The organism is Actinomadura rugatobispora (assembly GCF_055379765.1).
The window spans coordinates 7,913,761-7,936,405 of the sequence record NZ_AP029191.1 but is presented as its reverse complement, the minus strand read 5'-3'; the positions used below and the strand labels follow the sequence as shown (position 1 = coordinate 7,936,405).

The 22,645-nt window shown below is 73.6% G+C and carries 21 protein-coding genes; 11 read left to right on the top strand and 10 right to left on the bottom strand.

The window, feature by feature from the left end:
• Positions 1-45: 45 nt before the first annotated feature.
• The 4 genes from ACZ466_RS35560 (at position 46) to ACZ466_RS35545 (ending at position 3,372) form a co-directional block, all read left to right on the top strand.
• Positions 46-855 carry an SAM-dependent methyltransferase gene (locus ACZ466_RS35560; RefSeq protein ID WP_378288800.1) on the top strand — a complete coding sequence of 270 codons (810 nt, stop codon included), beginning with the start codon at positions 46-48 and terminating at the stop codon, positions 853-855.
• 206 nt (positions 856-1,061) lie between these two features.
• Positions 1,062-2,177 (top strand): alanine dehydrogenase, encoded by a 1,116-nt coding sequence (gene ald, locus ACZ466_RS35555; RefSeq protein WP_378288798.1) that lies wholly within the window; start codon positions 1,062-1,064, stop codon positions 2,175-2,177.
• 17 nt (positions 2,178-2,194) lie between these two features.
• Positions 2,195-2,803 (top strand): histidine phosphatase family protein, encoded by a 609-nt coding sequence (locus ACZ466_RS35550; protein WP_378288796.1) that lies wholly within the window; start codon positions 2,195-2,197, stop codon positions 2,801-2,803.
• Positions 2,804-3,123: 320 nt separating this feature from the next.
• The gene (locus tag ACZ466_RS35545) at positions 3,124-3,372 is read left to right on the top strand and encodes a metal-sensitive transcriptional regulator (protein ID WP_378288859.1); all 249 of its coding nucleotides are present in this window, start codon (positions 3,124-3,126) and stop codon (positions 3,370-3,372) included.
• A 19-nt stretch (positions 3,373-3,391) separates the two neighbouring features.
• On the opposite strand, the gene ACZ466_RS35540 is transcribed toward ACZ466_RS35545, so the two are convergent.
• From ACZ466_RS35540 to ggt, 3 genes are all read right to left on the bottom strand, one after another.
• Positions 3,392-4,261, bottom strand: coding sequence for an oxygenase MpaB family protein (locus tag ACZ466_RS35540; protein WP_378288794.1), 870 nt, complete (start codon positions 4,259-4,261; stop codon positions 3,392-3,394).
• A gap of 138 nt (positions 4,262-4,399) precedes the next feature.
• Entirely contained in the window at positions 4,400-4,798 is a 399-nt protein-coding gene (cutA, locus tag ACZ466_RS35535) for a divalent-cation tolerance protein CutA (protein WP_378288792.1), read from the bottom strand.
• A 56-nt stretch (positions 4,799-4,854) separates the two neighbouring features.
• Positions 4,855-6,789 carry a gamma-glutamyltransferase gene (ggt, locus tag ACZ466_RS35530; protein ID WP_464041809.1) on the bottom strand — a complete coding sequence of 645 codons (1,935 nt, stop codon included), beginning with the start codon at positions 6,787-6,789 and terminating at the stop codon, positions 4,855-4,857.
• A 236-nt stretch (positions 6,790-7,025) separates the two neighbouring features.
• On the opposite strand from ggt, the gene ACZ466_RS35525 reads away from it, so the two are divergent.
• The 5 genes from ACZ466_RS35525 to ACZ466_RS35505 all read left to right on the top strand — a co-directional run bounded on the left by ACZ466_RS35525 (position 7,026) and on the right by ACZ466_RS35505 (position 13,321).
• A complete protein-coding gene (locus ACZ466_RS35525) occupies positions 7,026-9,005 on the top strand; it encodes an amino acid permease (RefSeq protein ID WP_378288790.1) in 1,980 nt (659 codons plus the stop codon).
• A 152-nt stretch (positions 9,006-9,157) separates the two neighbouring features.
• A complete protein-coding gene (locus ACZ466_RS35520) occupies positions 9,158-9,964 on the top strand; it encodes an NUDIX hydrolase (protein WP_378288787.1) in 807 nt (268 codons plus the stop codon).
• Positions 9,961-11,001, top strand: a complete 1,041-nt coding sequence (locus ACZ466_RS35515) for a serine/threonine-protein kinase (RefSeq protein ID WP_378288785.1) — start codon at positions 9,961-9,963, stop codon at positions 10,999-11,001. Before ACZ466_RS35520 ends, ACZ466_RS35515 begins: the two co-directional genes overlap by 4 nt.
• A gap of 30 nt (positions 11,002-11,031) precedes the next feature.
• Complete coding sequence (locus tag ACZ466_RS35510; RefSeq protein WP_378288783.1) at positions 11,032-12,000, top strand: hypothetical protein; 969 nt, start codon at positions 11,032-11,034, stop codon at positions 11,998-12,000.
• 31 nt (positions 12,001-12,031) lie between these two features.
• Positions 12,032-13,321: an adenylosuccinate synthetase gene (locus ACZ466_RS35505; RefSeq protein WP_378288781.1), complete on the top strand. Its 1,290-nt coding sequence runs from the start codon at positions 12,032-12,034 to the stop codon at positions 13,319-13,321.
• Here the strand turns inward: ACZ466_RS35505 and ACZ466_RS35500 are convergent.
• Positions 13,273-14,700, bottom strand: coding sequence for a purine-cytosine permease family protein (locus ACZ466_RS35500; RefSeq protein WP_378288779.1), 1,428 nt, complete (start codon positions 14,698-14,700; stop codon positions 13,273-13,275). The genes ACZ466_RS35505 and ACZ466_RS35500 overlap by 49 nt on opposite strands.
• A gap of 14 nt (positions 14,701-14,714) precedes the next feature.
• Complete coding sequence (locus tag ACZ466_RS35495; RefSeq protein WP_378288777.1) at positions 14,715-15,674, bottom strand: isopenicillin N synthase family dioxygenase; 960 nt, start codon at positions 15,672-15,674, stop codon at positions 14,715-14,717.
• A 298-nt stretch (positions 15,675-15,972) separates the two neighbouring features.
• On the opposite strand from ACZ466_RS35495, the gene ACZ466_RS35490 reads away from it, so the two are divergent.
• Positions 15,973-17,976, top strand: a complete 2,004-nt coding sequence (locus ACZ466_RS35490) for a hypothetical protein (protein ID WP_378288775.1) — start codon at positions 15,973-15,975, stop codon at positions 17,974-17,976.
• A 9-nt stretch (positions 17,977-17,985) separates the two neighbouring features.
• Here the strand turns inward: ACZ466_RS35490 and ACZ466_RS35485 are convergent, their stop codons facing one another.
• Positions 17,986-19,119 (bottom strand): PucR family transcriptional regulator, encoded by a 1,134-nt coding sequence (locus tag ACZ466_RS35485; protein ID WP_378288773.1) that lies wholly within the window; start codon positions 19,117-19,119, stop codon positions 17,986-17,988.
• A 469-nt stretch (positions 19,120-19,588) separates the two neighbouring features.
• Positions 19,589-20,923: an HD-GYP domain-containing protein gene (locus tag ACZ466_RS35480; protein WP_464041808.1), complete on the bottom strand. Its 1,335-nt coding sequence runs from the start codon at positions 20,921-20,923 to the stop codon at positions 19,589-19,591.
• A 199-nt stretch (positions 20,924-21,122) separates the two neighbouring features.
• Here ACZ466_RS35480 and ACZ466_RS35475 point away from each other — a divergent pair, with 199 nt between their 5' ends.
• Positions 21,123-21,503, top strand: a complete 381-nt coding sequence (locus ACZ466_RS35475; RefSeq protein WP_378293403.1) for an STAS domain-containing protein — start codon at positions 21,123-21,125, stop codon at positions 21,501-21,503.
• Between the two features lie 6 nt (positions 21,504-21,509).
• On the opposite strand, the gene ACZ466_RS35470 is transcribed toward ACZ466_RS35475, so the two are convergent.
• The 3 genes from ACZ466_RS35470 to ACZ466_RS35460 are packed head-to-tail and all read right to left on the bottom strand — an operon-like array spanning position 21,510 to position 22,611.
• Complete coding sequence (locus tag ACZ466_RS35470) at positions 21,510-21,806, bottom strand: MTH1187 family thiamine-binding protein (protein ID WP_378293401.1); 297 nt, start codon at positions 21,804-21,806, stop codon at positions 21,510-21,512.
• A 13-nt stretch (positions 21,807-21,819) separates the two neighbouring features.
• Positions 21,820-22,206: a DUF7715 family protein gene (locus ACZ466_RS35465; protein ID WP_378293399.1), complete on the bottom strand. Its 387-nt coding sequence runs from the start codon at positions 22,204-22,206 to the stop codon at positions 21,820-21,822.
• A gap of 57 nt (positions 22,207-22,263) precedes the next feature.
• Complete coding sequence (locus ACZ466_RS35460) at positions 22,264-22,611, bottom strand: hypothetical protein (RefSeq protein WP_378293397.1); 348 nt, start codon at positions 22,609-22,611, stop codon at positions 22,264-22,266.
• Between the last annotated feature and the right edge of the window lie 34 nt (positions 22,612-22,645).

Genomic DNA, 22,645 nt, shown 5'->3' with positions numbered 1-22,645 from the left:
CCGACACGGCCGTACGGGGGTCGCGCGAGGGTGGAGGGCCCGCTGATGGCGGAGCAGGAGTACGACTGGGCCTCGCTCGGGATCGACGTGACCAAGCCCAGCATCGCCCGGGCCTACGACGTCGTCCTGAAGGGCAAGGACAACTTCGAGGTCGACCGCGCCTTCGTGGACCAGATCGTGAAGATCATCCCGGAGCTGTACGACGTCGCCGCCTACAACCGCGAGATCCTCGGCCGCGGCGTGCGGTACCTGGCCGGCGAGGTGGGCCTGCGGCAGTTCCTCGACCTGGGGTCGGGGCTGCCGACCGTGCGGAACACCCACCAGGTCGCCCAGGAGGTGGCCGCCGACGCCCGCGTGGCCTACGTCGACAACGACCCGATCGTGCTGGCGCACGGCCGGGCGCTGCTGGCCGAGAACGACCGCACCACGGTCGTCACCGCCGACCTGCGCGAGCCGGAGAAGGTGCTGGCCGACGCCGACGTGCGGCGGCTGATCGACTTCGACCGGCCGGTGGCGGTGATGCTGGTCGGGATCCTGCACCACCTGCACGACGAGGAGGGGCCGCAGCGGATCGTGGAGACGCTGCTGGACGCGGTGCCCTCGGGCAGCCACCTGTTCGTCACCCACTTCTGCGCCTCCAGCGAGGAGGCCCGCGCCGCCGAGGAGCAGTACCTGGCGCTGCTGGGCACCGGCCGCTTCCGCACCCCCGAGGAGATCACCGCCTACTTCGGCGGCCTGGAGCTGCTGGAGCCGGGCGTGGTGCCGCTGCCGCTGTGGCGTCCCGACGGGGAGGTCCCGGCCGAGCTGACGGTGGGGCAGCGCCTCATGTACGGCGGCATCGCCCGCAAGCCCTGATCCTCTCCCCCGCCCACTTACAGCCTGTAAGCAAGCCGCGCCCTTCCTTTACATGCTGCCGATGGCAGCGCGGGTGCCGCAGGCCGCACCCTTGAGCGTAGAGACCGCACTCTTGAGGCGTGGAGACGGGAAGTCCTGAGGCGCGGAGGCCGGATCGCGGGCAAAGATCCGGCGGCCGCGGCCCCGGAGGGCGCAGAGGGGCAGCGATGAAGGTCGGCGTACCGCGCGAGGTCAAGAACCACGAGTACCGGGTGGCGATCACCCCCGCGGGGGCGCACGAGCTCGCCCGCCGCGGGCACGAGGTGTTCGTCGAACGCGGCGCCGGCCTGGGCTCGGCCATCCCCGACGACGACTACACCGCCGCCGGCGCCAAGATCCTGGAGGGCGCGGACGAGGTCTGGGCCGAGGGCGAGCTGATCCTCAAGGTCAAGGAGCCGATCGCCGCCGAGTACCACCGGATGCGGCGCGGCCAGATCCTGTTCACCTACCTCCACCTGGCCGCGTCCCGCGGGCTCACCGAGGCGCTGCTGGCCTCCGGCGTGACCGCCGTCGCCTACGAGACCGTGCAGCTGCCCGGCGGCGCCCTCCCGCTGCTGGCCCCCATGTCGGAGGTGGCCGGGCGGCTGGCGCCGCAGGTCGGCGCGTACTCGCTGATGCGCTCCAACGGCGGCCGCGGGGTGCTGCCCGGCGGCGTCCCGGGCGTGGCCCCGGCCCGCGTCACGGTGATCGGCGGCGGCGTCTCCGGCCTGAACGCGGCGCAGATCGCCGTCGGGATGGGCGCCGCGGTGACCGTCCTGGACGTCAACGTCGACCGGCTCCGCCGGATCGACGAGATCTACCAGGGCCGGCTGCGCACGCTGGTGTCCAACGCCTACACGGTCGAGGAGGAGGTCCGCGCCGCCGACCTGGTGATCGGCGCGGTGCTGATCCCCGGCGCCAAGGCGCCCACGCTGGTCCCCAACACGCTGGTGGCCGCGATGAAGCCGGGCTCGGTGCTGGTCGACATCGCGATCGACCAGGGCGGCTGCTTCGCCGACTCCCGCCCCACCACGCACGACGCGCCCACCTACAGGGTGCACGAGTCGATCTTCTACTGCGTGGCGAACATGCCCGGCTCGGTGCCCAACACCTCCACGCACGCGCTGACCAACGTCACGCTGCCGTACGCGCTGGAGATCGCCGACCGGGGCTGGCGGGACGCGCTGCGCGCCGATCCCGCGCTGGTCCACGGCCTGAACGCGCACGACGGCCGGCTCACCTACGACCACGTCGCCGAGGCGCACGGCCTGCCCCACGTGCCCGCGGAGGCCGTCCTCGCCTGACCCGTAGAGTGGATCGCATGGGGGAAGTGATCGTTCTGCGGCACGGCGAGACCGAGTGGAGCCGCGACAGGCGGCACACCGGACGCACCGACCTCCCGCTGACCGAGCGCGGCGAGGAGCAGGCCCGGGCGCTGGCGCCGGTGCTGCGCGACCGGCCGTTCGCCCGGGTGCTGTGCAGCCCCGCCTCCCGCGCGCTGCGCACCGCCGAGCTGGCCGGGCTGAGCGTGGACGCGACCGACCCGGACCTGTGGGAGTGGGACTACGGCGGCTACGAGGGGATCACCAGCGCGCGGATCCGCGAGGACCGCCCCGGCTGGTACCTGTGGGCCGACGGCGTGATCCCCGGCGACGCCGACCACCCCGGCGAGACGGTCGAGCAGGTGGGCGAGCGGGTCGACGCGGTGCTGGCCCGGATCCGGCCGCTGCTGGCCGATGGTGACGTGGCGCTGGTCGCGCACGGGCACGTGCTGCGCGTCCTGACCGCGCGCCGGCTCGGACTGGAGCCCGCCGACGGGCGGCTGTTCGCGCTGGAGACCGGCACCCTGTCCGCGCTCGGCACCGAGCACGACCGGCCGGTGATCAGCGCGTGGAACGTCCCGCCGTCCGCCGCGGCCGAGCACGGCTGACCGCCGCCCGCGACCCCGCCGAGAACGGTCACCGGGGGACGAAACCGGCCGGTCGCAGGGGGGACGGAACGTCGGCGCGGGCATATACGGTACCCCTAGAGGGTTGATCCCCCGGCGGGTCCCACGGAACGGCACCCTCCGGAGTGATTGCGAGGACGACGATGGCCACCAGCGAGACCCCCACCAGGGACGACAGGCCCGCACCGGAGCAGCCCGCGGCGCAGGAGCGGCCCGCGGCGCAGGGCGACAGCGCGCCCGGCGCCGCCGCCCCGGCGCGCGGCGACACTCCCACGCGGGGCTACACCGCCACCAAGGACCAGCTGCAGACGCGCCTGCGGCGGATCGAGGGCCAGGTGCGCGGCATCGAGCGGATGGTCGACGACGACCGCTACTGCATCGACGTCCTGACCCAGATCAGCGCCGTGCAGGCCGCCCTGGACAAGGTGGCGCTGGGCCTGCTCGACGGGCATGTGCGGCACTGCGTGGCCGAGGGCGCCGAAGAGGGCAAGTCGGACGTCATGTCGACCGAGCTGATGGCCGCCGTCGGCCGCCTGATGCGCCGCGGCTGAGCCCCGGCCCCTCTCCTCTTCAGGAGGCGATGACGAGGGGGCGGGCGCCGTCCTCGCGCTCGCGGATCAGCTCGCGGGCCCGCAGCGCGTCCGGCTGGTAGCGCAGCCGCTCGGGGATGACGTGGGTGGTCCGGTAGAGGCCCTTGAGCGTCAGCGTCGCCGCCAGGTCCGAGGTGGGCAGCCCGGGCAGCCCGTACATCCGCCGCGCCCAGCGCGGCAGCGTGGAGACGACCAGCAGGCCGATGCCGGGCGCCGCCAGCTTGAGCGGCAGCAGCTGCCTCGGCACGTTCGGGTTGAACATGCGCAGCAGGCCCTCGCGCGCCTCCCGGCAGGCCCAGATTCGGCCGCGCATGTCCTGGTAGTACTCCTCCATCTCGGCGACCGAGGCGGGCACGCCGGCGGGGTCGAGGCCGACGACCGCGGCGGCGCGGCGCTGCTCGTCCACGAAGCGGTCGGCGTCGGCGTCGCTGAGCGGCACCCCGGCGCGGCGGGCGACGTCGAGGTAGGAGTCGACCTCGCCCATGTGCACCCAGAGCAGGTTCTCCGGTTCGTCCACCCGGAACGTCTCGCCGGTGCGCAGGTTGAGGGCGGTCAGCTTGGAGTGCAGCTTGCGGACCCGGCGGCCCACCCGCTCGACCTCCTCGCGCGTGCCCCACGTCCGCACCCGGACGAACTCCACCGTGCGGCCGAGCCGGGCCCAGGCGGCGTGCGGGTCCATCAGCTCGGAGTTCTGCGCGGTGCCCCACATCGACTGGGGATGCAGCGCCTGCAGCAGCAGGGCGCGGATGCCGCCCACCATCAGCACGGGCTCGCCCATCACCCGCCACGTCACCGACTCCGGCCCGAACAGGCCGTGATCGCCGCGCTCGCCGTGCTCGTCCTCGTGCACCGTCGCCGACCTCCTCGCCCGGGATCTGCCGCACCCCGAACGTAACCAAGGACTTATTCTCCCCACTATGCCCCACGTCACACAAAAAGTGCATAGCGGGCGGCGGTCCGGCGAGAGATCCGCGGGCGGGGGCGGCGGTCAGTCCACCGGGACGGAGTCGTCGTCGAGGTCGCCGCCGAGGTCGTCCTCGTCCTCGTCCTCGTCCTCGTCACCGGCGGGCTCGGTCTGCTCGCTGACCCAGGCCAGGTAGTCCATGCTGCCCGCGACCACCGGGGTGGCGATGATCTCGGGGCTGTCGTAGGAGTGGCCCTCGGTGATGAGGCTGGCCAGCTCGTCGAAGCGGGCGCCGGTGGTCTTGAACACCACCATCCACTCCTCGGCCGACTCGATCTCGCCCTCCCACCAGTAGGTGCTGGCGATGGGGCCGACCAGCTGGGCGCACGCCGCGAGCCGTTCGGCGACCGCCGACCGGGCCAGCTCCGCGGCCTCCGGACGCGAGTCGGTCGTCGTCGTCACCTGTACGTACGACTGGGCCATGGCACGACTCCTTCCCCCATCGCCTGATCGTAGTCGTGCCGCCGCGGCCGCCGCGGCTACTTGGACGGGCGGACGACCAGGGCGCTCCCGCCCCCGCGCCGCACCGGCTCGGCGACGGCCTGCACCAGGCCCGGACGCAGGAACTCCAGCCCGGTCGCGGCGCCGATCACCCCGGCGGGCGGACCGGCGAACAGCTCGACCAGGTGGCCCCGTTCGGCCAGCGCCCTGCCGTACCGGTCGATGAACGCCTGCTCGGCGAACACCTGCGGGGTGTTGCGCTGGGTGGCGCGCGGCGCGGCCACCGCGGCGGGCAGGTCCATGCCGAGGTCGATCCGGTTGAGGAGGATCTGCAGCACGGTGGTGATGATCGTGGAGCCGCCTGGGGTGCCGAGCGCGAGCCGGGGCCTGCCGTCCTGCAGCACGATCGTGGGGGCCATGCTGCTGCGGGGCCGCTTGCCCGGGCCGGGCAGGTTCGGGTCGGGCGGGCTCCCCGGCGCGGGCGGCTGGAGGGTGAAGTCGGTCAGCTCGTTGTTGAGGATGAACCCGCGGCCGGGGACGGTGATGCCGCTGCCGCCGAACTGCTCGATGGTCACGTTGTAGGCGACGACGTTGCCCCACTTGTCGGCGACGACGAGGTGGGTGGTCTGCGGGCCCTCGTACGCGAGCGCGCGGGTGGCGCCGCCCGGCGGGACGCACGGGGCGTAGTCGCCGTCCGGCGAGCCGGGCGCGACGGGCGCGGCGGCGGCCCGGTCGGGCTTGATGAGGCAGGCGCGCTCGCGCGCGAAGCCGTCGGACAGCAGTTCCTTCAGGGGGACGTCGACCTTGTCCGGGTCGCCGACGTAGCGGCCGCGGTCGGCGTAGGCGAGCTTGGACGCCTCCAGGTAGTAGTGCAGCGCCTTGACCGGGTCGCCGGCGCCGAGCTGGAAGTCGTCGAGGATGTTGAGGGCCTCGCCGATGGTGGAGCCGCCCGAGGACGACGGCGGCATCCCGTACACCTCCAGGCCCCGGTACGAGACGCGGGTGGGTGCGGGCGTCCGGGACCGGTAGGCGCCGAGGTCGCCGTCCTTCATGAGGCCGGGGCGCACGTTGCGGGTGGCGGCGGGGTCGACCGGCGGCTTCTGCACGGTGCGCGCGATCTCGCGGCCGAGCCCGCCCTCGTACATCCAGGCGGGGCCGCGCCGGGCCAGTTCGCGGTAGGTGCGGGCGAGGTCGGGGTTGCGGAAGGTGGAGCCGACCGCGGGCGGCTTGCCGCCGGGCAGGAACAGCTCGCGGGTCGGGACGATGTCGCGGAAGCGGGCCTCGTTGACGGCGGTCTGGTCTCGGAACTCCTGGTCGACGGTGAAGCCGCGCTCGGCGACCCTGATCGCGGGCTTGAGCAGCGTGCCCAGGTCGCGGGTGCCGAAGCGGCGCAGCGCGGTGTCCCACTGGGCGAGGGTGCCGGGGACGCCGACGCCGAGCCCGCTGGTGACCGCCTGGTCGAACGGGATGGCCTTGCCGGTGGCCGGGTCGACGAAGGAGTCCGCGCGCATGGCCTTGGGCGCGGTCTCGCGGCCGTCGACGGTGTAGACCTTGCGGCGCTTGGCGTCGTAGTAGGTCATGTAGCCGCCCCCGCCGATCGCGGCGACGTACGGCTCGGTCACGCCCAGGGTGGCGCCCGCGGCGACGGCCGCGTCCATGGCGTTGCCGCCGTTCTTGAGCACCTCGATGGCGGTGCGGCTGGCGTCGAGGTCGACCGTGGCGACCGCGCCGCCGTATCCGGTGGCCACGGCCTGCTTGCCCGGCGCGGCGGGCGCCGCGGGCAGGACGGGCGCGGCCGGCGCGGAGGGCGCGGCGGCGGCCTGGCCGGGAACGGCCAGGGTGGCCGACAGCACCAGCGCCGCCAGCGGGGCGAGCCGCCTGCGGCGCCGGGACGCGCCCGTGGCGGACGGGCCCGACGGGCCCGACGGGCCTGATGGGGCGGCGGACGAGGCGGCGGACGCGGTCAACGGCACGGGACCTCCCGGGAGCTCAGCGGCACCACAGTGTCATTGATCTCTCCGGGGCGCCAGCGTCCCGACCGCCCCCGGCCCCGCGGGGGACCCCGCGTCCCCTCCCGTCCCGTTCCCCGCCCCCGGAACCGATCAGGGCAAAGTAATTGCGGTTTTACCGAAATGTGGTGAAGTGTTAGGGGCTTAGACATCGACTGTCTCGCGAACAGCGGCGCGGGTTCAGGGCTTGGGGAGAACCTATGACCTGGGATGGCCGCATGCGCAACACCATGTTCCGGAGACTGCCGGTCGAGCAGGCGACCGGGCAGCTGTACGGCGGCCGGCACCGGCTGCGCGTGGTCTACCGGACCCGCGACCTGGTGGTGCTCGGCCTGGGCGTCATGATCGGCGCCGGTATCTTCAAGATCTCCGGGGTGCAGGCGGCCGCCAGCGCCGGGCCCGCGGTGATCCTGTCCTTCCTCATCGCCGGCGGGGTCTGCCTGCTGGCCGCGCTCGCCTACGCCGAGCTGTCCTCGATCGTGCCGGTGGCGGGCAGCGCCTACTCCTTCAGCTACGTGGCGTTCGGCGAGGTCTGGGCGTGGGTGGTCGGCTGGTCGCTGATCCTCGAACTGCTGCTGGCCGCCTCGGTGGTGGCGCGGGCCTGGTCGCTGTACGCCGCGCAGGCCCTGTCCGACCTGGGCGTGCCGGTCCCGGAGTGGCTCGCGGGGGTGATCGGGCAGCCCAAGGGCTTCGACGTGTTCGCGCTCGGCATCCTGGTGCTGCTCGTCGTGCTGCTGGCGACCGGGAGCAGGCTCGGGCTGCGCACGCTGTGGTTCATGGTGATGGCCAAGGTGATCGTGATCGGCCTGGTCATCGCGGTCGGGCTCACCTACTTCGACCCGGGCAACCTGCGGCCGTTCGTCCCGCCCGCGCGGCCCGCCGGGGACGGCGGCGGGCAGAGCGTGCTGGACGCGCTCACCGGCGCGATCACCGGCGGTTCCCCGCAGGTGTTCGGCGTCTGGGGGATCCTGGCGGCGGCGCCCGCGATCGCGTTCGCCTACATCGGCTTCGACCTGATCGCCACCGCCTCCGAGGAGACCGACGACGCCCCGCGCAAGGTGCCCCGCGGCATGCTGACCAGCCTGGTCGTGGCGGTCGTGCTGTACGTCGGGGTGGCGGTGACCATGGTCGGGATGGTGTCCTACCGCCGGCTCGACCCGGACAAGGTCGTGCTGACCACGCCGTTCACCATGGTCGGCGCCGGCTCCATGGGGAAGATCATCGACATCGGCGCGGTGATCGCGCTGACCACGGTGATCCTGGTGGTGCTGATCAGCCTGACCCGGGTGGTGTTCTCGATGTCCCGGGACGGGCTGCTGCCGCGCGGGCTGGCCGGGATGAGCCGCTACCGGGTGCCGTCGCGGGCGACGCTGGCCGCGGGCGGCGCGGCGGCGGTGATGTCGCAGACCCTCGACGTGCTCACGCTGGAGCAGATGGTCGTGATCGGGACGCTGTTCGCGTTCCTGTTCGTGTGCGCGGCGGTGCTGGCGCTGCGCCGCGGCCGGCCCGACCTGCACCGGCCGTTCCGGATGCCGGCGGCCCCGCTCACGGCGGTGCTGGCGATGCTGGCGACCGGCTGGCTGATGCTCAACCTCAAGGTCGAGACCTGGGTCTACTTCCTGGTGTGGATGGCGGCCGGGCTGGCGCTCTACCTGCTGTACGGGCGGCGCAGCAGCGAGATGCGGCGCCTCCTCGACCTGCCCCCGCCGCCGCGCCCGGTGGCCGCCCCGATGTCGGCGCCGCCGCCGGACCTGGCCGGGCTGGCCCCGCCCGCGCCCGGCTCCCGGGTCGCGGGCCGGCCTCCGGTGATGGCCCCGCAGGCGACGGCCGGCCGGCGGGTGGACACCGTGCCGCCCGGCGGAAGCGCCCCGTACGGGACGGACGCCTACCCGGCCGCACGTCCGGCGCAGTCGCCGTACCAGGACCCGCACCAGGGCCCGCACCGGGGCCCGCACCAGGGGCAGGGGCACGGCCCGGCCCAGCCGCAGCCGCCCGCGCGGCAGTCGCCGGAGCGGCGGCCGTGGCAGCCGCAGCGCCCGCCGCAGCCGGAGCTGTCGCAGCCGCTCGAGCCCCGGGAGCCGCGCTACCGGCGGCGCCCGGACGGGCCGCAGGCGGAGCCGCCCCGGCAGGACCCGCCGCACCGGGAGCCGCCGCACCCGGGCGGACGACACCGCCGCTGACCCGCACGAACGCCGCTCCTCCCGGCCACCGGGAGGGGCGGCGTCCCCGTTTCGCCGGAATTCAGGCTGGACGAACGGTCCACCATGACCTATGTTCTTCTCATAGAGAGATGAACTCAACTTGAGACTGACTTGGATGGAGACCGGCCGCGATGACCGAGAGCGAGAGCGAGTTCCTGGAGTCCTACGACCCCCGTGACTACGACCCGGTCTCGGTCACGGTCGACGTCGTCGCGCTGACCATCCGCGACGGCGAGCTGCACGTGCTGCTGGTCCGGCGCGGGCACGCCCCGCACGCCGGGATGTGGGCGCTGCCGGGCGGCTTCGTGCGGGGCGTGCGCGACGCCGAGGACCTGCCGGACGCGGCCGTGCGGGAGCTGGCCGAGGAGACCGGGCTCAGCGCGAAGCAGGGGCCGCTGGAGCGCATCCACCTGGAGCAGCTCCGCACGTACGGGAAGCCCGGCCGCGACCCGCGCATGCGCATCATCTCCGTCGCCTACCTCGCCTTCGCGCCCGAGCTGCCCGACCCCGAGGCGGGCGGGGACGCGGCCGACGCGGCCTGGACGCCGGTCGGCCGGCTCGGCCTCACCGACGGGGGCGACCAGGCCCCGGGCACCACGCGCAGGCTCGCGTTCGACCACGCGCGGATCCTCAGCGACGGCCTGGAGCGCGCTCGCGCCAAGCTGGAGTACACCCCGCTGGCGACGGCGTTCTGCGCGCCCGAGTTCACGATCCCCGAGCTGAGGGCCGTGTACGAGGCGGTCTGGGGCGAGGAGCTGCACGCGGGCAACTTCCACCGGAAGGTGCTGTCGGTCCCCGGGTTCGTGGAGAGCACCGGCACCACCTCCGACAAGGCGGGCCGCAAGGGCGGGCCGCGTCCCAAGCTCTACCGCGCGGGGGACGCGCGCCTGCTGCACCCCGCGCTGCTCCGGCCCAGCCGGGAGGAGGAGATCCGATGACGGGCGCCCTCGGCGAGGCGCTGGCCCGGCTCGGCCGCGCCCGCACGCCCGCCGACCTGTTCGGCCTCGACACCGCAGAGGCGGCCCGCACGTACCGGCAGCTGGCCCGGCTCGTGCACCCCGACGCCACCGGCGGCCGTACCGGCGACGACTTCACCCGGCTGAACGCGCTGTGGCGCAGCTACAACCGCTCCGGCCCGGTCACCATCACCACCCGGCGCCACACCTTCCACGTGGGCGACAAGCGGGCGGGCGGCGATCTGGCCGACCTCTACGACGCGAAGCACGATAGGCCCCGCGATGGGCCCCGCGCCCAGGCCGTGGTCATCAAGCTGCCGCGCGACCCTGGAGACGGCGACCTGCTGGAGCGCGAGGCGGTGGCGCTCAGGCAGCTCCCCAAGGACGGCGACGGACGGTTCCTGCCGTACGTGCCGCGCCTGGTGGAGTCGTTCCGCCACCGCGACGCCGACACGGGGGCCGAACGGCGGGCCAACGCCATCGTGGCCCTCGACGGCTTCTCCACCCTGGCCGAGGTGCACGACGCCTACCCCGGCGGCCTCGACCCCCGGGACGCGGCATGGATGTGGCGCCGCCTCCTGGTGGGCCTCGGCTTCGCCCACCGCGCGGGCGTGCTGCACGGGGCGGTGCTGCCCGAGCACGTGCTCATCCATCCGGAGGAGCACGGCCTGGTGCTCGTCGACTGGTGCTACTCGGTGCCCGGGTGCTACGCGCCGGTCGACTCCAGCGGCCGCGTCCCGGCGCTGGTGACCCGCTACGCCGACTGGTACCCGCCGGAGGTCCCGGCCAGGGAGCGGGCGAGCGCGGCCACCGACATCTACATGGCCACCCGATGCATGACCCACCTGATGGGCGACAAGGCGCCCAAGCCGATGCGGCTGTTCGCGAAGGGCTGCCTGACGGCCCTGCAGCGCCGCCGCCCCGACGACGCCTGGCGGCTGCTGGCCGAGTTCGACGAAGTGCTCGAACGCCTCTACGGCCCGCGCCGGTTCCGCCCGTTCACCATGCCCGGCCGCTGAGCGCGGCCCCTCTCTGGGAGGAAAGCCCCAATGGGAAGCGGACACTGGTCCACCAACGTCTACGACGCGGCGAGCTCCTACCGCGCCCGTACCGGCGCCAGCGCCTTCGCCTACAGCGACGGCGGCGCCACCACCACCCACCCGTCCCTGGACCCGCGCGGCGTGACCGTCCGGGAGAGCCGCGACTCCGACGACCACCCCGAGTCGCTGGCCATCGCGGTGCTGTTCGACGTCACCGGGTCCATGGGCACGGTGCCGCGCACCCTGCAGACCAAGCTGCCCAGCCTGCTCGGGCTGCTGCAGCGCAAGGGCTACGTGGAGCACCCGCACATCATGTTCGGCGGGATCGGGGACGCGACCTGCGACCGGGCGCCGCTGCAGGTCGGCCAGTTCGAGGCCGACAACCGGATGGACGACGACCTCGGCAGAATCCTGCTGGAGGGCGGCGGTGGCGGCCAGATGATGGAGTCCTACGAGCTGGCCATGTACTTCATGTCCCGGCACACCGCGATCGACTGCCACGAGAAGCGCGGCCGCCGCGGGTACCTGTTCATGATCGGCGACGAGCTCGCGTACCCGGCCGCCAAGCGCCGCGAGATCGAGAAGGTGATCGGCGAAAGCGTCCCCGAGGACGTCCCGGTCCGGGAGCTGGTGCGCGAGCTCCAGACCCGCTTCGACGTGTACTTCATCATCCCCGAGGGCGCCCACCACGCGCGCAGCCGCAAGCTGAAGGACTTCTGGCAGGACCTGCTCGGCCAGAACGTGCTCTACCTGGACGACCTGGACGCGGTCTGCGAGACGATCGCGCTCACGGTCGGGCTGGGCGAGGAGGCCATCGACCTGGAGGAGGGGCTGGGCCACCTGGACGAGGTGGGCTCGGAGGCAGGTGCCTCGGTGTCGCGCGCGCTGGCCCGGCTGGAGGCCTCCCGCGCGTCGGTGGCGGTGTCGCCGGGGCCGCGCGGGCTGGGGTCCGCCCCGTCCGGCACGACCCGCCTGTGAGCCGGCGGAGGCCGCGGAGGGCAGCGGGCACATGGGGCACGTGATCGTCGTCGACCTCGGGTTCGGGGACGCCGGCAAGGGCACGGTGGTGGACTGGCTCTGCTCGCGGGGGCCGGAGCCGGTTCACGCCGTCGTCCGCTTCAACGGCGGCGCGCAGGCGGCGCACAACGTGGTGGCGCCGGACGGCCGCCACCACACGTTCGCGCAGTTCGGGTCCGGGACGTTCGTTCCGGGCGTGCGGACCCACCTGTCGCGGTTCATGCTGGTCGACCCGCTGGCGCTGGCCGCCGAGGCCGCCCATCTGCGGGACCTGGGCGTGCACGACGCGCTGGACCGCCTCACCGTCGACCGCGGGGCGCTGCTCACGACGCCGTACCACCGGGCCGCCAACCGGGCGCGCGAGAGCGCCCGTGGCGGGGCCCGGCACGGGTCGTGCGGCATGGGCATCGGCGAGACCGTCGCATACTCCCTCGCGCACGTGGACGCGCCCCGCGCGGGCGACTGCCTCTCCCCCGCGCGCCTGCGCCGCGGCCTCACCGCCGTGCGCGACTGGTATCGCGAGGAGTTCCCGGGCGGGGAGGCGGTGCCGCCGGTGGACGACTGCGTGGACGCCTTCACCGCGTTCGCCGAGCGGGTCCGCATCGTGGGCGAGGAGCACCTCCACCACCTCCTCCGCACCGGCGACGTGGTGTTCGAGGGGGCGCAGGGGGTTCTCCTGGACGAGTGGCACGGCTTCCACCCGTACACCACCTGGTCCACCACCACGTTCGCGAACGCGGACACGCTCCTGGCGGAGGCGGGCGTGGCGCCCGGATCCGCGACCCGTCTGGGCGTGCTCAGGACCTACGCCACGCGCCACGGCCCCGGGCCCTTCGTCACGGAGGACCCCGCGCTCACGGCGGACCTGCCCGACCGCCACAACGGCACGGGGCCGTGGCAGGGCGCCTTCCGCGTCGGGCACCTGGACGCGGTGGCCCTGCGCTACGCCCTCGACGTCACCGGCCCAGTCGACGCACTGGCCGTCACGCACCTGGACGTGGCGCAGGAGCGCACGGACCTGAAACTGTGCGTCGCCTACGAGGGCATGGAGCGCATCCCCGTGCACCCTGCGGGCGACCTGGAAGCCCAGGCCGCGCTCACCGAACGCCTTCTGACGGCCCGTCCCGTCTACGCGCCGCTCACGTCCAACCCCCTGGCGACGATCTCAGAGGCCCTGGACACGCCCGTGGCGCTGGGGTCGTACGGTCCCACCGCCTTCGACAAGAGCAGGGCCTACTCCTTCGGGGAACTCGGGCGCCAGACCCGGCGCAGTGCGATGTAGCCGAGCGCGGCCAGGAGGAAGCCCACGAGGGCGGTGATGTCACCGACCGACTCGACGTGCTTGGGCACGAGCCCCACGTACAGCTCCTGGTTGGAGAACAGCAGGACCGACACGGCGATGGCCGCGGCCATCGCGATCGGCCCGGCCGGGTTGCGGTGCCGGGTGTCGAAGAAGAGGGCGTCGACGGGCTCGCCTCCCCGCCGCAGCCACAGGTCGGCCAGGACGACTCCAAGCCACGGCGCGATCCAGTACGCGATGATCAGTAGGAACGCCTCGTAGTCGTGGCCCGCGTCGTCCAGCCCGAAGTAGGCCACGACCAGGCCCAGGACGCCGAACGCGAGCGCGGCCATCGCGCGCTGCAGCGCCACCGGCAGCCGCACGCCCAGCGTCACGAACGACATCGCGCCCGAGTAGATGTTGATGGCGTTGGCGCAGATGGCGCCGAGGGTGATGGCCAGCAGCGTCAGGTCGGCGACCAGCGCGGGCAGGTGGCCGGTGAACGTCCCGGTCGGGTCGCCCAGCGCGTCGCCGCCGATGGTGACGGCCGCGGCCCCGACGATCTGCAGGCTGACGCAGCCGAGGAAGACGCCCAGCCCGGCGTAGAGGCCGACGGAGCGCCGGTCGGTGCCGGGCGGCAGGTAGCGGGTGAAGTCGGCGGCGTAGGGGTTCCAGCCGGCCGCGTACCCGAAGGCGGCGGCGGTCGCGATGATGAACCCGCCCAGGCCCCCGCCCTCGCCGCTCGCCGGGGCGCCGAAATTCGCCTTGCTGAGGATGATGAAGGAGGCGACGGCGAACACGACCGCCAGCACCGGGAACGCGTAGCGCTCCACGGTGTGCACCAGGTTGTGCCCGAAGAACCCGATCGTCACCTGGAGCGCGACGACGACGAGCAGGCACAGCGGCTTGGGCAGTCCGGTGAGGGTGGCCAGGGCGAGGGTGGCGCTGACGCTGTTGACGGCGAACCAGCCGACGCCGCCGGCGATGGTGTTGAGCGTCGCGGGCAGCGCGTTGCCCCGGTAGCCGAACGGGACGCGTCCGAGCACCATCTGGCCGACCCCGTGCCGGGGGCCGCGGGCCGACAGCACGCCGTGCGTGAGCGCGCCCAGCGCGGTGCCCAGGACCGCCGCGGCCGCCGCCTGCCAGAACGACAGGCCGAACGCGGCGACGGCCAGCACGCCGAGGAAGATGGTGGCGAACTCCAGCTGCGGCGACGTCCACGTCCACAGCAGCTTGAGCGGGCGGCCGTGCCGCTGGTCGAGCGGGATGAACTCGGCGCCGCCCGGTTCCACGGCGGCGAGCCGGTCGCCGTAGTCGCCTTCCCGCACGACCACGCCGGCGGGCGGATCGGTGTGCTGCCTACCGGCCTGGAGGTCGGTCATGTGGAGCCTTTCAGTCAGCCGACGGTGATGGCGTCGAGCCTTTCGAGCAGGAAGTCGTGGGCGCGCACCGGTTCGAGCGCGGTGCGGCCGATCGGCGGGGCCAGGGGCTGGATGCGGGCGCCGGGGTCGCACTCGTAGAAGAAGATGAGCGACAGCAGCTCCTCGTCGGGCGCGCTGGGATCGGGCGGCAGGACGCGGTGCCGGTTGGACTTCCAGCGGTTCCCCGACCAGACGGCCAGCAGGTCGCCCACGTTGATGGTGAAGGAGTCCTCGACGTAGGGCGCGTTCACCCACCCCGACTCCTCCGAGTACACCTGCAGGCCGCCCACGCCGTCCTGGCGGTCCAGCACCGTGACGGTGCCGAAGTCGGTGTGCGGCCCGATCCGGAACTGCCCGGGCTCGGGCTCGCCGAGCTGCGACAGCGGCGGGTAGCGGTTGATGTTGAGCGTGTACGAGGGGTGCCCGGTGTAGTCGGTGAAGTGGCCGGGGTCGAGCCCCAGCGCGGCCGCGCAGAGGACGAGGAGCTCGTCGGAGAGTGCGCGCATCCGCGCGAGGTAGTCGGTGAGGAGCCCCTCCAGCTCGGGCACCTCGGAGGGCCAGACGTTGGGCAGGAACCACTCCCGGTCGAAGAGCGGGTCGCCGATCCGCCGGTCGGCGCCCACGGCGAAGGTCTCCTTGAGGTCGGGCGGGGTCTCGGTGCCCTCGGCGTAGGCGTTGGCCTCCACGCCCGGGGGCAGCCAGCCGCGCTCCCCCACGGTGACCGCGTAGGCGCGTTTGACCTCCTCGGGCTGGGCGAAGAACCGCCGGGCGGCGTCCCGGATGGCGCTCCTGACGCCGGGCGGCACCCCGTGCCCGGTGACCACCAGGAAGCCGATCGCGCTGAGCGCGGCGTCGACCCGGGCGGCCACCGCCCTGCGGTCGTCCTCGCCGCCGTGGAACCAGGGGGTGAGATCGATGGTCGGGACCGCGTCCATGGAACGTTCCTCCTCGGTGACTCCGCAGACGACGGGCCAACTATCACCCGACGGCGGCGTCTTGAGAAGCCCCGAAACCGACCCGCAACGGCCCGGCCGGGCGATTTAACACCCGCGAAACAAGATCGTTTCGGCCGCGCGGCGGGGGCGGGCGGGAAAAGTGCGAACGCACAAGGCCGCCGGCCGTCCGTTGTGCGAAGGCCGATTGACCGGTCCAGGGCCATGCGGTCTGATCACCACGGAATCCCCGATGGCGACGTCAGGGCCAGCCCGCGGCGTCCGGCAATGGAGGTCGGCCTTGCGCACCCGAGTCCTGCGCGTCGCGGCGGCGGCCCTGGCGCTCTTCACGGCGGTGCTCGTCGCGCCGTCGTCCCCGGAGGCCCAGGCCGCGCCCGGCGCCGCGTCCGCGTCCCCGGCGTCGGGCGACGGATGCGACCCGATCGACCCGGCGGCGTGCCTGCTGCCGTTCCCCAGCGACTGGTACACGGTCCGGGACGGCTCCACCGCCACCGGGCGCCGCGTGAACATGCGGACCACGCTCCGCAACGCGCTCGGCGTCCCGGTCCGCCCGGAGGAGTGGAACCGCGCCGACGGCTTCTCCCCCGGCTCGATGCTGCTCGGCCACGTACCGGGCGTCGACCTGGCGCGCAGCGGCGCCGCGCCCGTCACCGACATCGGCGCCTCGCTGCGCCGCGACGCGCCCATCGTCGTCATCGACACCGCGACCGGCGAGCGCTGGCCGTACTGGGCGGAGCTGGACGCGAACGCGGACCGGCCCGAGCGGCGGGCGCTGATCGTCCGGCCCGCCCGCAACTTCCGCGAGGGCCACCGGTACGTGGTCGCGCTGCGCGGCCTGCGGGACTCCGGCGGGGATCTCCTCAGGCCGAACGCGGCGTTCGCCAAGGTCCTCGGCCCCACGCTGCCCTCCTCCGACCCGCTGCACGAGCGGCAGCGCGCCGGCCGCGCCGTGCTGGCCGACCTGGACCGCCACGGCATCGGCCGGGACGGGCTCTACCTGGCCTGGGACTTCACCGTCGCCAGCCGGCAGAGCCTGACCTCGCGGATGCTGCACATCCGCGACGACGCCCTGAAGCGCCTCGGCCGCTCCTCCCCCACGTTCCTCGTCACCCAGGTGACCGACGACGTCGACGAGCGGATCGGCCGCGAGGTCAAGGGCCTGGTCTTCGCCCCCAGCTACCTCGACCTGCCCGGCGGGCCGCCCGGGTCGCGGTTCCACCTCGGCCGCGACGGCAGGCCCGCCCGCCTGCCCGGCAACACCCAGCCCGTCCCGTTCCAGTGCGAGATCCCGCGGTCGGCGTTCGACGGGCGACCGGCCAGGCCCGCCCTGTACGGGCACGGTCTGCTCGGCGGCGAGGGCGAGGTGGCGGCGGGCAACGTCAAGGCCATGGCGGCCGAGCACGGCTTCGCGTTCTGCGCCACCAAGTGGATCGGCATGGCCAGTGAGGACATACCCAACGTCGTGACCGCGCTGGCCGACCTGACCCGCTTCCAGACGGTCGCGGACCGCCTCCAGCAGGGCATGCTCGGCTTCACCTTCCTCGGCCGCGCCATGACGCGGGGGTTCACCGGGCACGAGGCGTTCCAGACCGCCGACGGACGGCCGCTCATCGACACCCGCGCCGAGCTCACCTTCGACGGCAACAGCCAGGGCGGCATCATGGGCGGCGCGCTCACCGCCGTCTCCCCCGACATCCGCCGCGCCGTCCTGGGCGTGCCCGCGATGAACTACAGCACGCTGCTCAACCGCAGCTCCGACTACCCGACCTACGGGCAGGTCCTGGGCACCTTCTACCCGGACAAGCTCGACCAGCAGATCGCCTTCGGGCTCATCCAGATGCTGTGGGACCGCGGCGAGGCCAACGGCTACGCGCACCACATGACCAACCGGCCCCTCCCGGGCACGCCCCGGCACAGGGTCCTGATGCACGTCGCGTTCGGCGACCACCAGGTGGCGCCGGTCGCCGCGGAGGTCCAGGCCCGTACGATCGGCGCCCGCATCCACACCCCGGCCGTGCGCCCCGGACGCCTGCCCGACAAGGTGCCGTACTGGGGGATCCCGTCCATCCCCTCCTCCCCCTACAACGGGTCCGCGCTCGTCATCTGGGACAGCGGCGCCCCTGTGCCGCCCCTGACGAACACCCCGCCCACGGAGGGACGCGACCCGCACTCCGACCCGCGCAACACACCCGAGGCGCGCCGCCAGAAGGCGGTCTTCCTCACCACGGGACAGGTCGTGGACGTCTGCGGCGGGGCGCCCTGCGTCATCACCCCCGCCCGGTAGCGCAGCCCGCTACCTGTTGAGCCTCTGGTGGGCCAGCGCCCACCAGAGCTCGGCGAGGGTCCGGTGGTCGCGCAGGTCCGCGCCGGTCAGCTCCTCGAAGCGCCGCAGCCGGTTCCGCAGCGTGTTCGGGTGGACGAACAGGCTGCGCGCGGTGTCCTCCACGTGCATCCCGCCCTCCAGGTACGTGACGACAGTGCGCTCGATGTCGGGGAGCCCCTTCAGGGGCGCGAGGTAGCGCTCGTGAAGGAACTCCCCGACCTCGGACTCCGCGACGACCGCCGCGTGCAGGCCCAGATCGGCCAGGTCGTACACGCCGTTCATGCTGAACCGCGACGCGGTGTCCAGCGCGCGTGTGGCGCGTTCGAAGGCTCCCGCCGCCTCCGCGAGCCGCACGGCCGGGCCGATCCCCACCACCAGGTCGCCGCGCGCACGGCCGACCGGCCGCCGGGCGAGGAGCCCCGCCACGTCCCCGTCGATGAGGGTGACGGGCGGGGTCGTGTGGGGGAAGTAGGGCACCAGTGCCTTCACCACCGCCCGCACGTCCCGGCCGCCCCGCGCGCGGAACGGCACGTACTCCCTGTCCGGGTCCAGCCCGAACGCCGCCGACTGCAGGTGCAGCCCGGCCCGGTCGAGCGTGCCCGACAGCAGGGCGCGGATGAAGGCGCCGCGCCTCTGCTGCGCGTCCAGGGCCGCCTCCAGGTCGACCCTGCGATGCTCCCTGGCGGCCCGTACCATCACGCCGTCGGCCCACTCCCACACCCGCTCGGCCAGGGCGAGGACCTCTCCGGGGTCCGCGTCGTTGCGCCTGGCCGCCGTGGCGAACCGCTCCCAGACCGTGCGGACGCCGATCCGGTAGGCGTGCAGAAGGTCCTCCACCGGGATGCCGCGCTCGGCCCGGTCGGCGCCCACGGCCGCCGCGTCCACCGCGGCGGCCAGGGACGTCCCGCCGGGGAACCCGCCGTCCAGGAGGAAGCCGATCCCGTCGTGCACGCTGGCCGCCACCCCGGGGCGCAGCCGCTCGCGCGGCACGGCGGCGTACGACGGGATCTCCTCGACGATGCGGTCGACCACCAGGTCCACGACCGTCTCCGCCTCCTGCCGCAGCGACGCGACGGTCGCGGCGACCACCGTGGACCTGTCCACCGGGAGCCTCCGGAACGGTGTCGGGACGTGCGCGGCGTCGGGAGCGCCGCCGCAAGGAATGTCTGACAGGTTACGAAGATCTACCCGCCCGGTACAGGGGCAGCAGACGCAGGTCGAACGCGATCGCGTCGCCGGGCTCGGTCTCCAGCACGACCGCGGGCACCGGCCGACCGGGAAAAACCCTGGCAGGACGGGTCGCGCCGGAAGTAGGCGGCGCACCGGCGCGCGAAGCCCGGCTCATGGGACCCCGGCACGACCAGCAGCGCGACCGCCGAACGCCTCGCGCGGCACCACGTACCCGAAGGTCTCGAAATGCATGATCTCCTGCTGGCCGAACACGATCCTCTCCTTCGTCGTCTCGAAGCCGTCGTGTGCGAACCGGATCGAGACGGACGAGGGGCACGTGCGCGGGGAGGTCAGCGTCAAGTGAAGCCGGAGCTCATGCCCCGCCCCTGACCCGGGGAGCGGGTCAGCGGACCTCGATGGGTGCGGTGGGATCGTCGTGGTCCTGCTGGGCCACCTCCGCGACGCCGTTGCCCGGCACCGACACGGGACCGGGCAGCCGCCAGCCGTGCGCGTCGAGGGCGCGCAGGAACGCGGCCACCACCACCGGGTCGAAGTCGGAGCCGGAGCAGCGCCGCAGCTCCTCGACGGCCTCCTCCACGGAGCGGGCGGGCCGGTAGGAGCGGGTGGAGGTCATCGAGTCGAACGCGTCGGCCACCGAGATCACCCGCGCGAACTCGGGGATCTCGTCGCCGGCCAGGCCCATCGGGTAGCCGCGGCCGTTCATCTTCTCGTGGTGGTGCATGATCCCGGCCAGCGCCTCGTCCAGGAACCCGATCTCCCGCACGATCTCCAGCCCCCGCATCGGATGCAGCTGGATCGCCGCGAACTCCTCCTCCGACAGCGACCCCGACTTCTGCAGCACCTTGGTGGGGACGCCGAGTTTGCCCACGTCGTGCAGCATGCCCGCGTACCGGATGGCCTCCACCCGGTCCGGGCGCATCCCGATCTCGCGCGCGATCATCACCGAGCCGCGCGACACCCGCTCGGAGTGGCCGCGGGTGTAGTAGTCCTTGGTCTCCACCGCCTGGCACAGCGCCGCCAGCGTCGCCGCGTGCGCCTGCTGCTGCGCCTGCGTCTGCTCGAGCGCCCACCGCGCGATGAACAGCGGCAGCAGCACCAGCACCGCCGCGAGCGGACCGACGCCCACCCGCGACCACAGCCCGGCGACCAGCAGCCCGAACATGCCGTACCCGAGGCATCCGGTCGCCAGCCGGCCGCTCCCGCTCACCAGCTCCCGCACCGACGCCTGCCTGCTCAGCAGCAGCGCTCCGCCGGTGAGCGCGAGGTTGACGAAGACGAAGGTGACCAGGGAGCCCAGGAACGGCCCGATCACCTGCTCCACCCACCGGGCGTGGCCGGGCCGCACCCGGTCGCCGCCCAGCAGCGCGAACACCGTCCCCGCGAAGTAGCCGCTGAGGGCGAACTGGGCGCCGTTGAACAGCCGCTTGACGAACGGGACGAGGCGCTGGCAGGTGACGACCGCGCACACCCCCAGCAGCGCCGCCCCGGCCGGACCCAGCAGCACCACCGACGCCAGGCTGGCCGCGAAGCCCAGCGACACCCGCGCGCGGCGGACGGTGAGCCGGGCGGGCGCCGAGTCGCAGACCAGGAAGAGCAGGGCCAGCACGACCAGCGTGGGCCAGTCCATCCCCTCGAACGACGCCGTCGCGATCAGCCCGGCGGCCAGCGCGACCACTCCGCAGACGTACGCCCAGGCGGCGAGCGGGAGTCCGGGCACTCGGCCTCCTCCACGGTCGACTCTCCCGCGCCAGCCTAACCGATCCGTGCGCGCTAGGTGAGCGATTCGTCACCTACAGCATCGGAGGTCGCGTCGAGCGTCTTCGCCCGTGGCGGTGACGGCGGCGAGAAGTCCTGCTTCACTTGAGGGGCGAACGTGGAGGAACTCTTGTGTCACCGCGAGCCAGAGTGAGGACACCATGAAGGACACCGCCGTCGACATGGTCGTCGTGGAGGGTGAGCGGCACACCCACGTGCTCCTCTCCGGCGAGATGGACCTGCTCTCCGCGCCGTCGGTACGGGAACGCCTGTGGGAACTGGTCTCCGAGCGCCCGCTCGTGGTCGACGTCTCCGGCGTCTCGTTCTTCGACGCGGAGGGGCTGCGCATCGTGGCGGCCACCGCCCGGCGCGGCCTGGAGTGCGGCACCGGGATGGCGCTGGTCGGGATGCGGCCCTTCCCCGAGAAGATGTTCCGCATCCTGCGGATGCACGAGGAGGTGCCGCTGTGCTCGTCGGCACGCGAGGCGCTGTGGTGCCTGCTGCCGCGCACCGACGAGGAGATCGAGGGCTGGCTGGACTGAGCCGGGTCACCCCCCGGCCAGATGCCGCTCCACGCTCTCGACCTTGGCGTTCAGCGCGTCGGTGACCCCGGGGCGCAGGTCGGCCTTCAGCACCAGGCTGACCCGCGGCGCGACCGCCGCCACCGCCTCGGTGGCGGCCTTCACCACCGCCATCACCTCGTCCCACTCCCCCTCGACGGTGGTGAACATGGCGTCGGTGCGGTTGGGCAGGCCACTGGCCCGCACCACCCGGACCGCCTCCGCCACGGCGGCTCCGACTTCCTCCCCCGTGCCGAGCGGGGTCACCGAGAACGCGACGAGCACAGCGCACCTTCCGTCAAGGCTGGACGACCTGCCGTACCACGATCTCATCCAGCCGCCGCTCGACGATCACCCCCACCGGCCAGTCGCGCACCAGGATCCGCAGCAGCGCGGCCTCGTGCTCGGCGAAGGAGGGGTCGCAGCCCTGCTGCTCCAGGCTGGAGCGGATGGCCAGCACGTAGTCGGCGTCGCTGAACCCGGGCACCTCGCGGACCATCGCGGTCGTGGTGGCCCGGTGCGAGTTGAGCCCCGCGAACGAGCGCCCGCAGCCGCACCCGCCGTCGGGGTCGCCCTCGTCGCGCGGGCAGACCACGCCGATGTGCACGAGCTCGCCCTCCACGCACCAGGCGAAGTCGTTGTCGCGGTAGCCCTGGGTGGCGTTCGTGGCGGTGAGCAGCTTCAAGGCACTACCCCCTTGCGCGTCCATCGACCACGCCTACCGTACGACGCGGCTCCGACATCACGAGCAGGCGCCTCGGGCACCGGCCGGATCCGGCACCAGCGCGGGCACCAGCTCCGGCAGTTCGGCGGCCCGGCCCGTCTCCACCCGGGCGTACACCACGCCGTAGAGCGCGTTGACCGTCAACTCGGCGGCCAGGTCGGGCGAGCGGGCCCCCGACCGCCGCATCTCCGCGGCGAGCAGCCCGGTGAGCGTGCGCAGCAGCGCGTCCTGCCGCCGCATGGCCTCCGGGCCCGCGGCGGCGACGACCCCCGCCAGGATGCGGCGCCGCTGGTCGTCCCGTACGACGTGGCGCGGCAGGCCGTGCCGGCCCCCGGGCAGCTTCCCGCCGACGATGGACTCCACCACGTGCCGTCACGCGCCCTTCCCGTGCTCGCCAGGA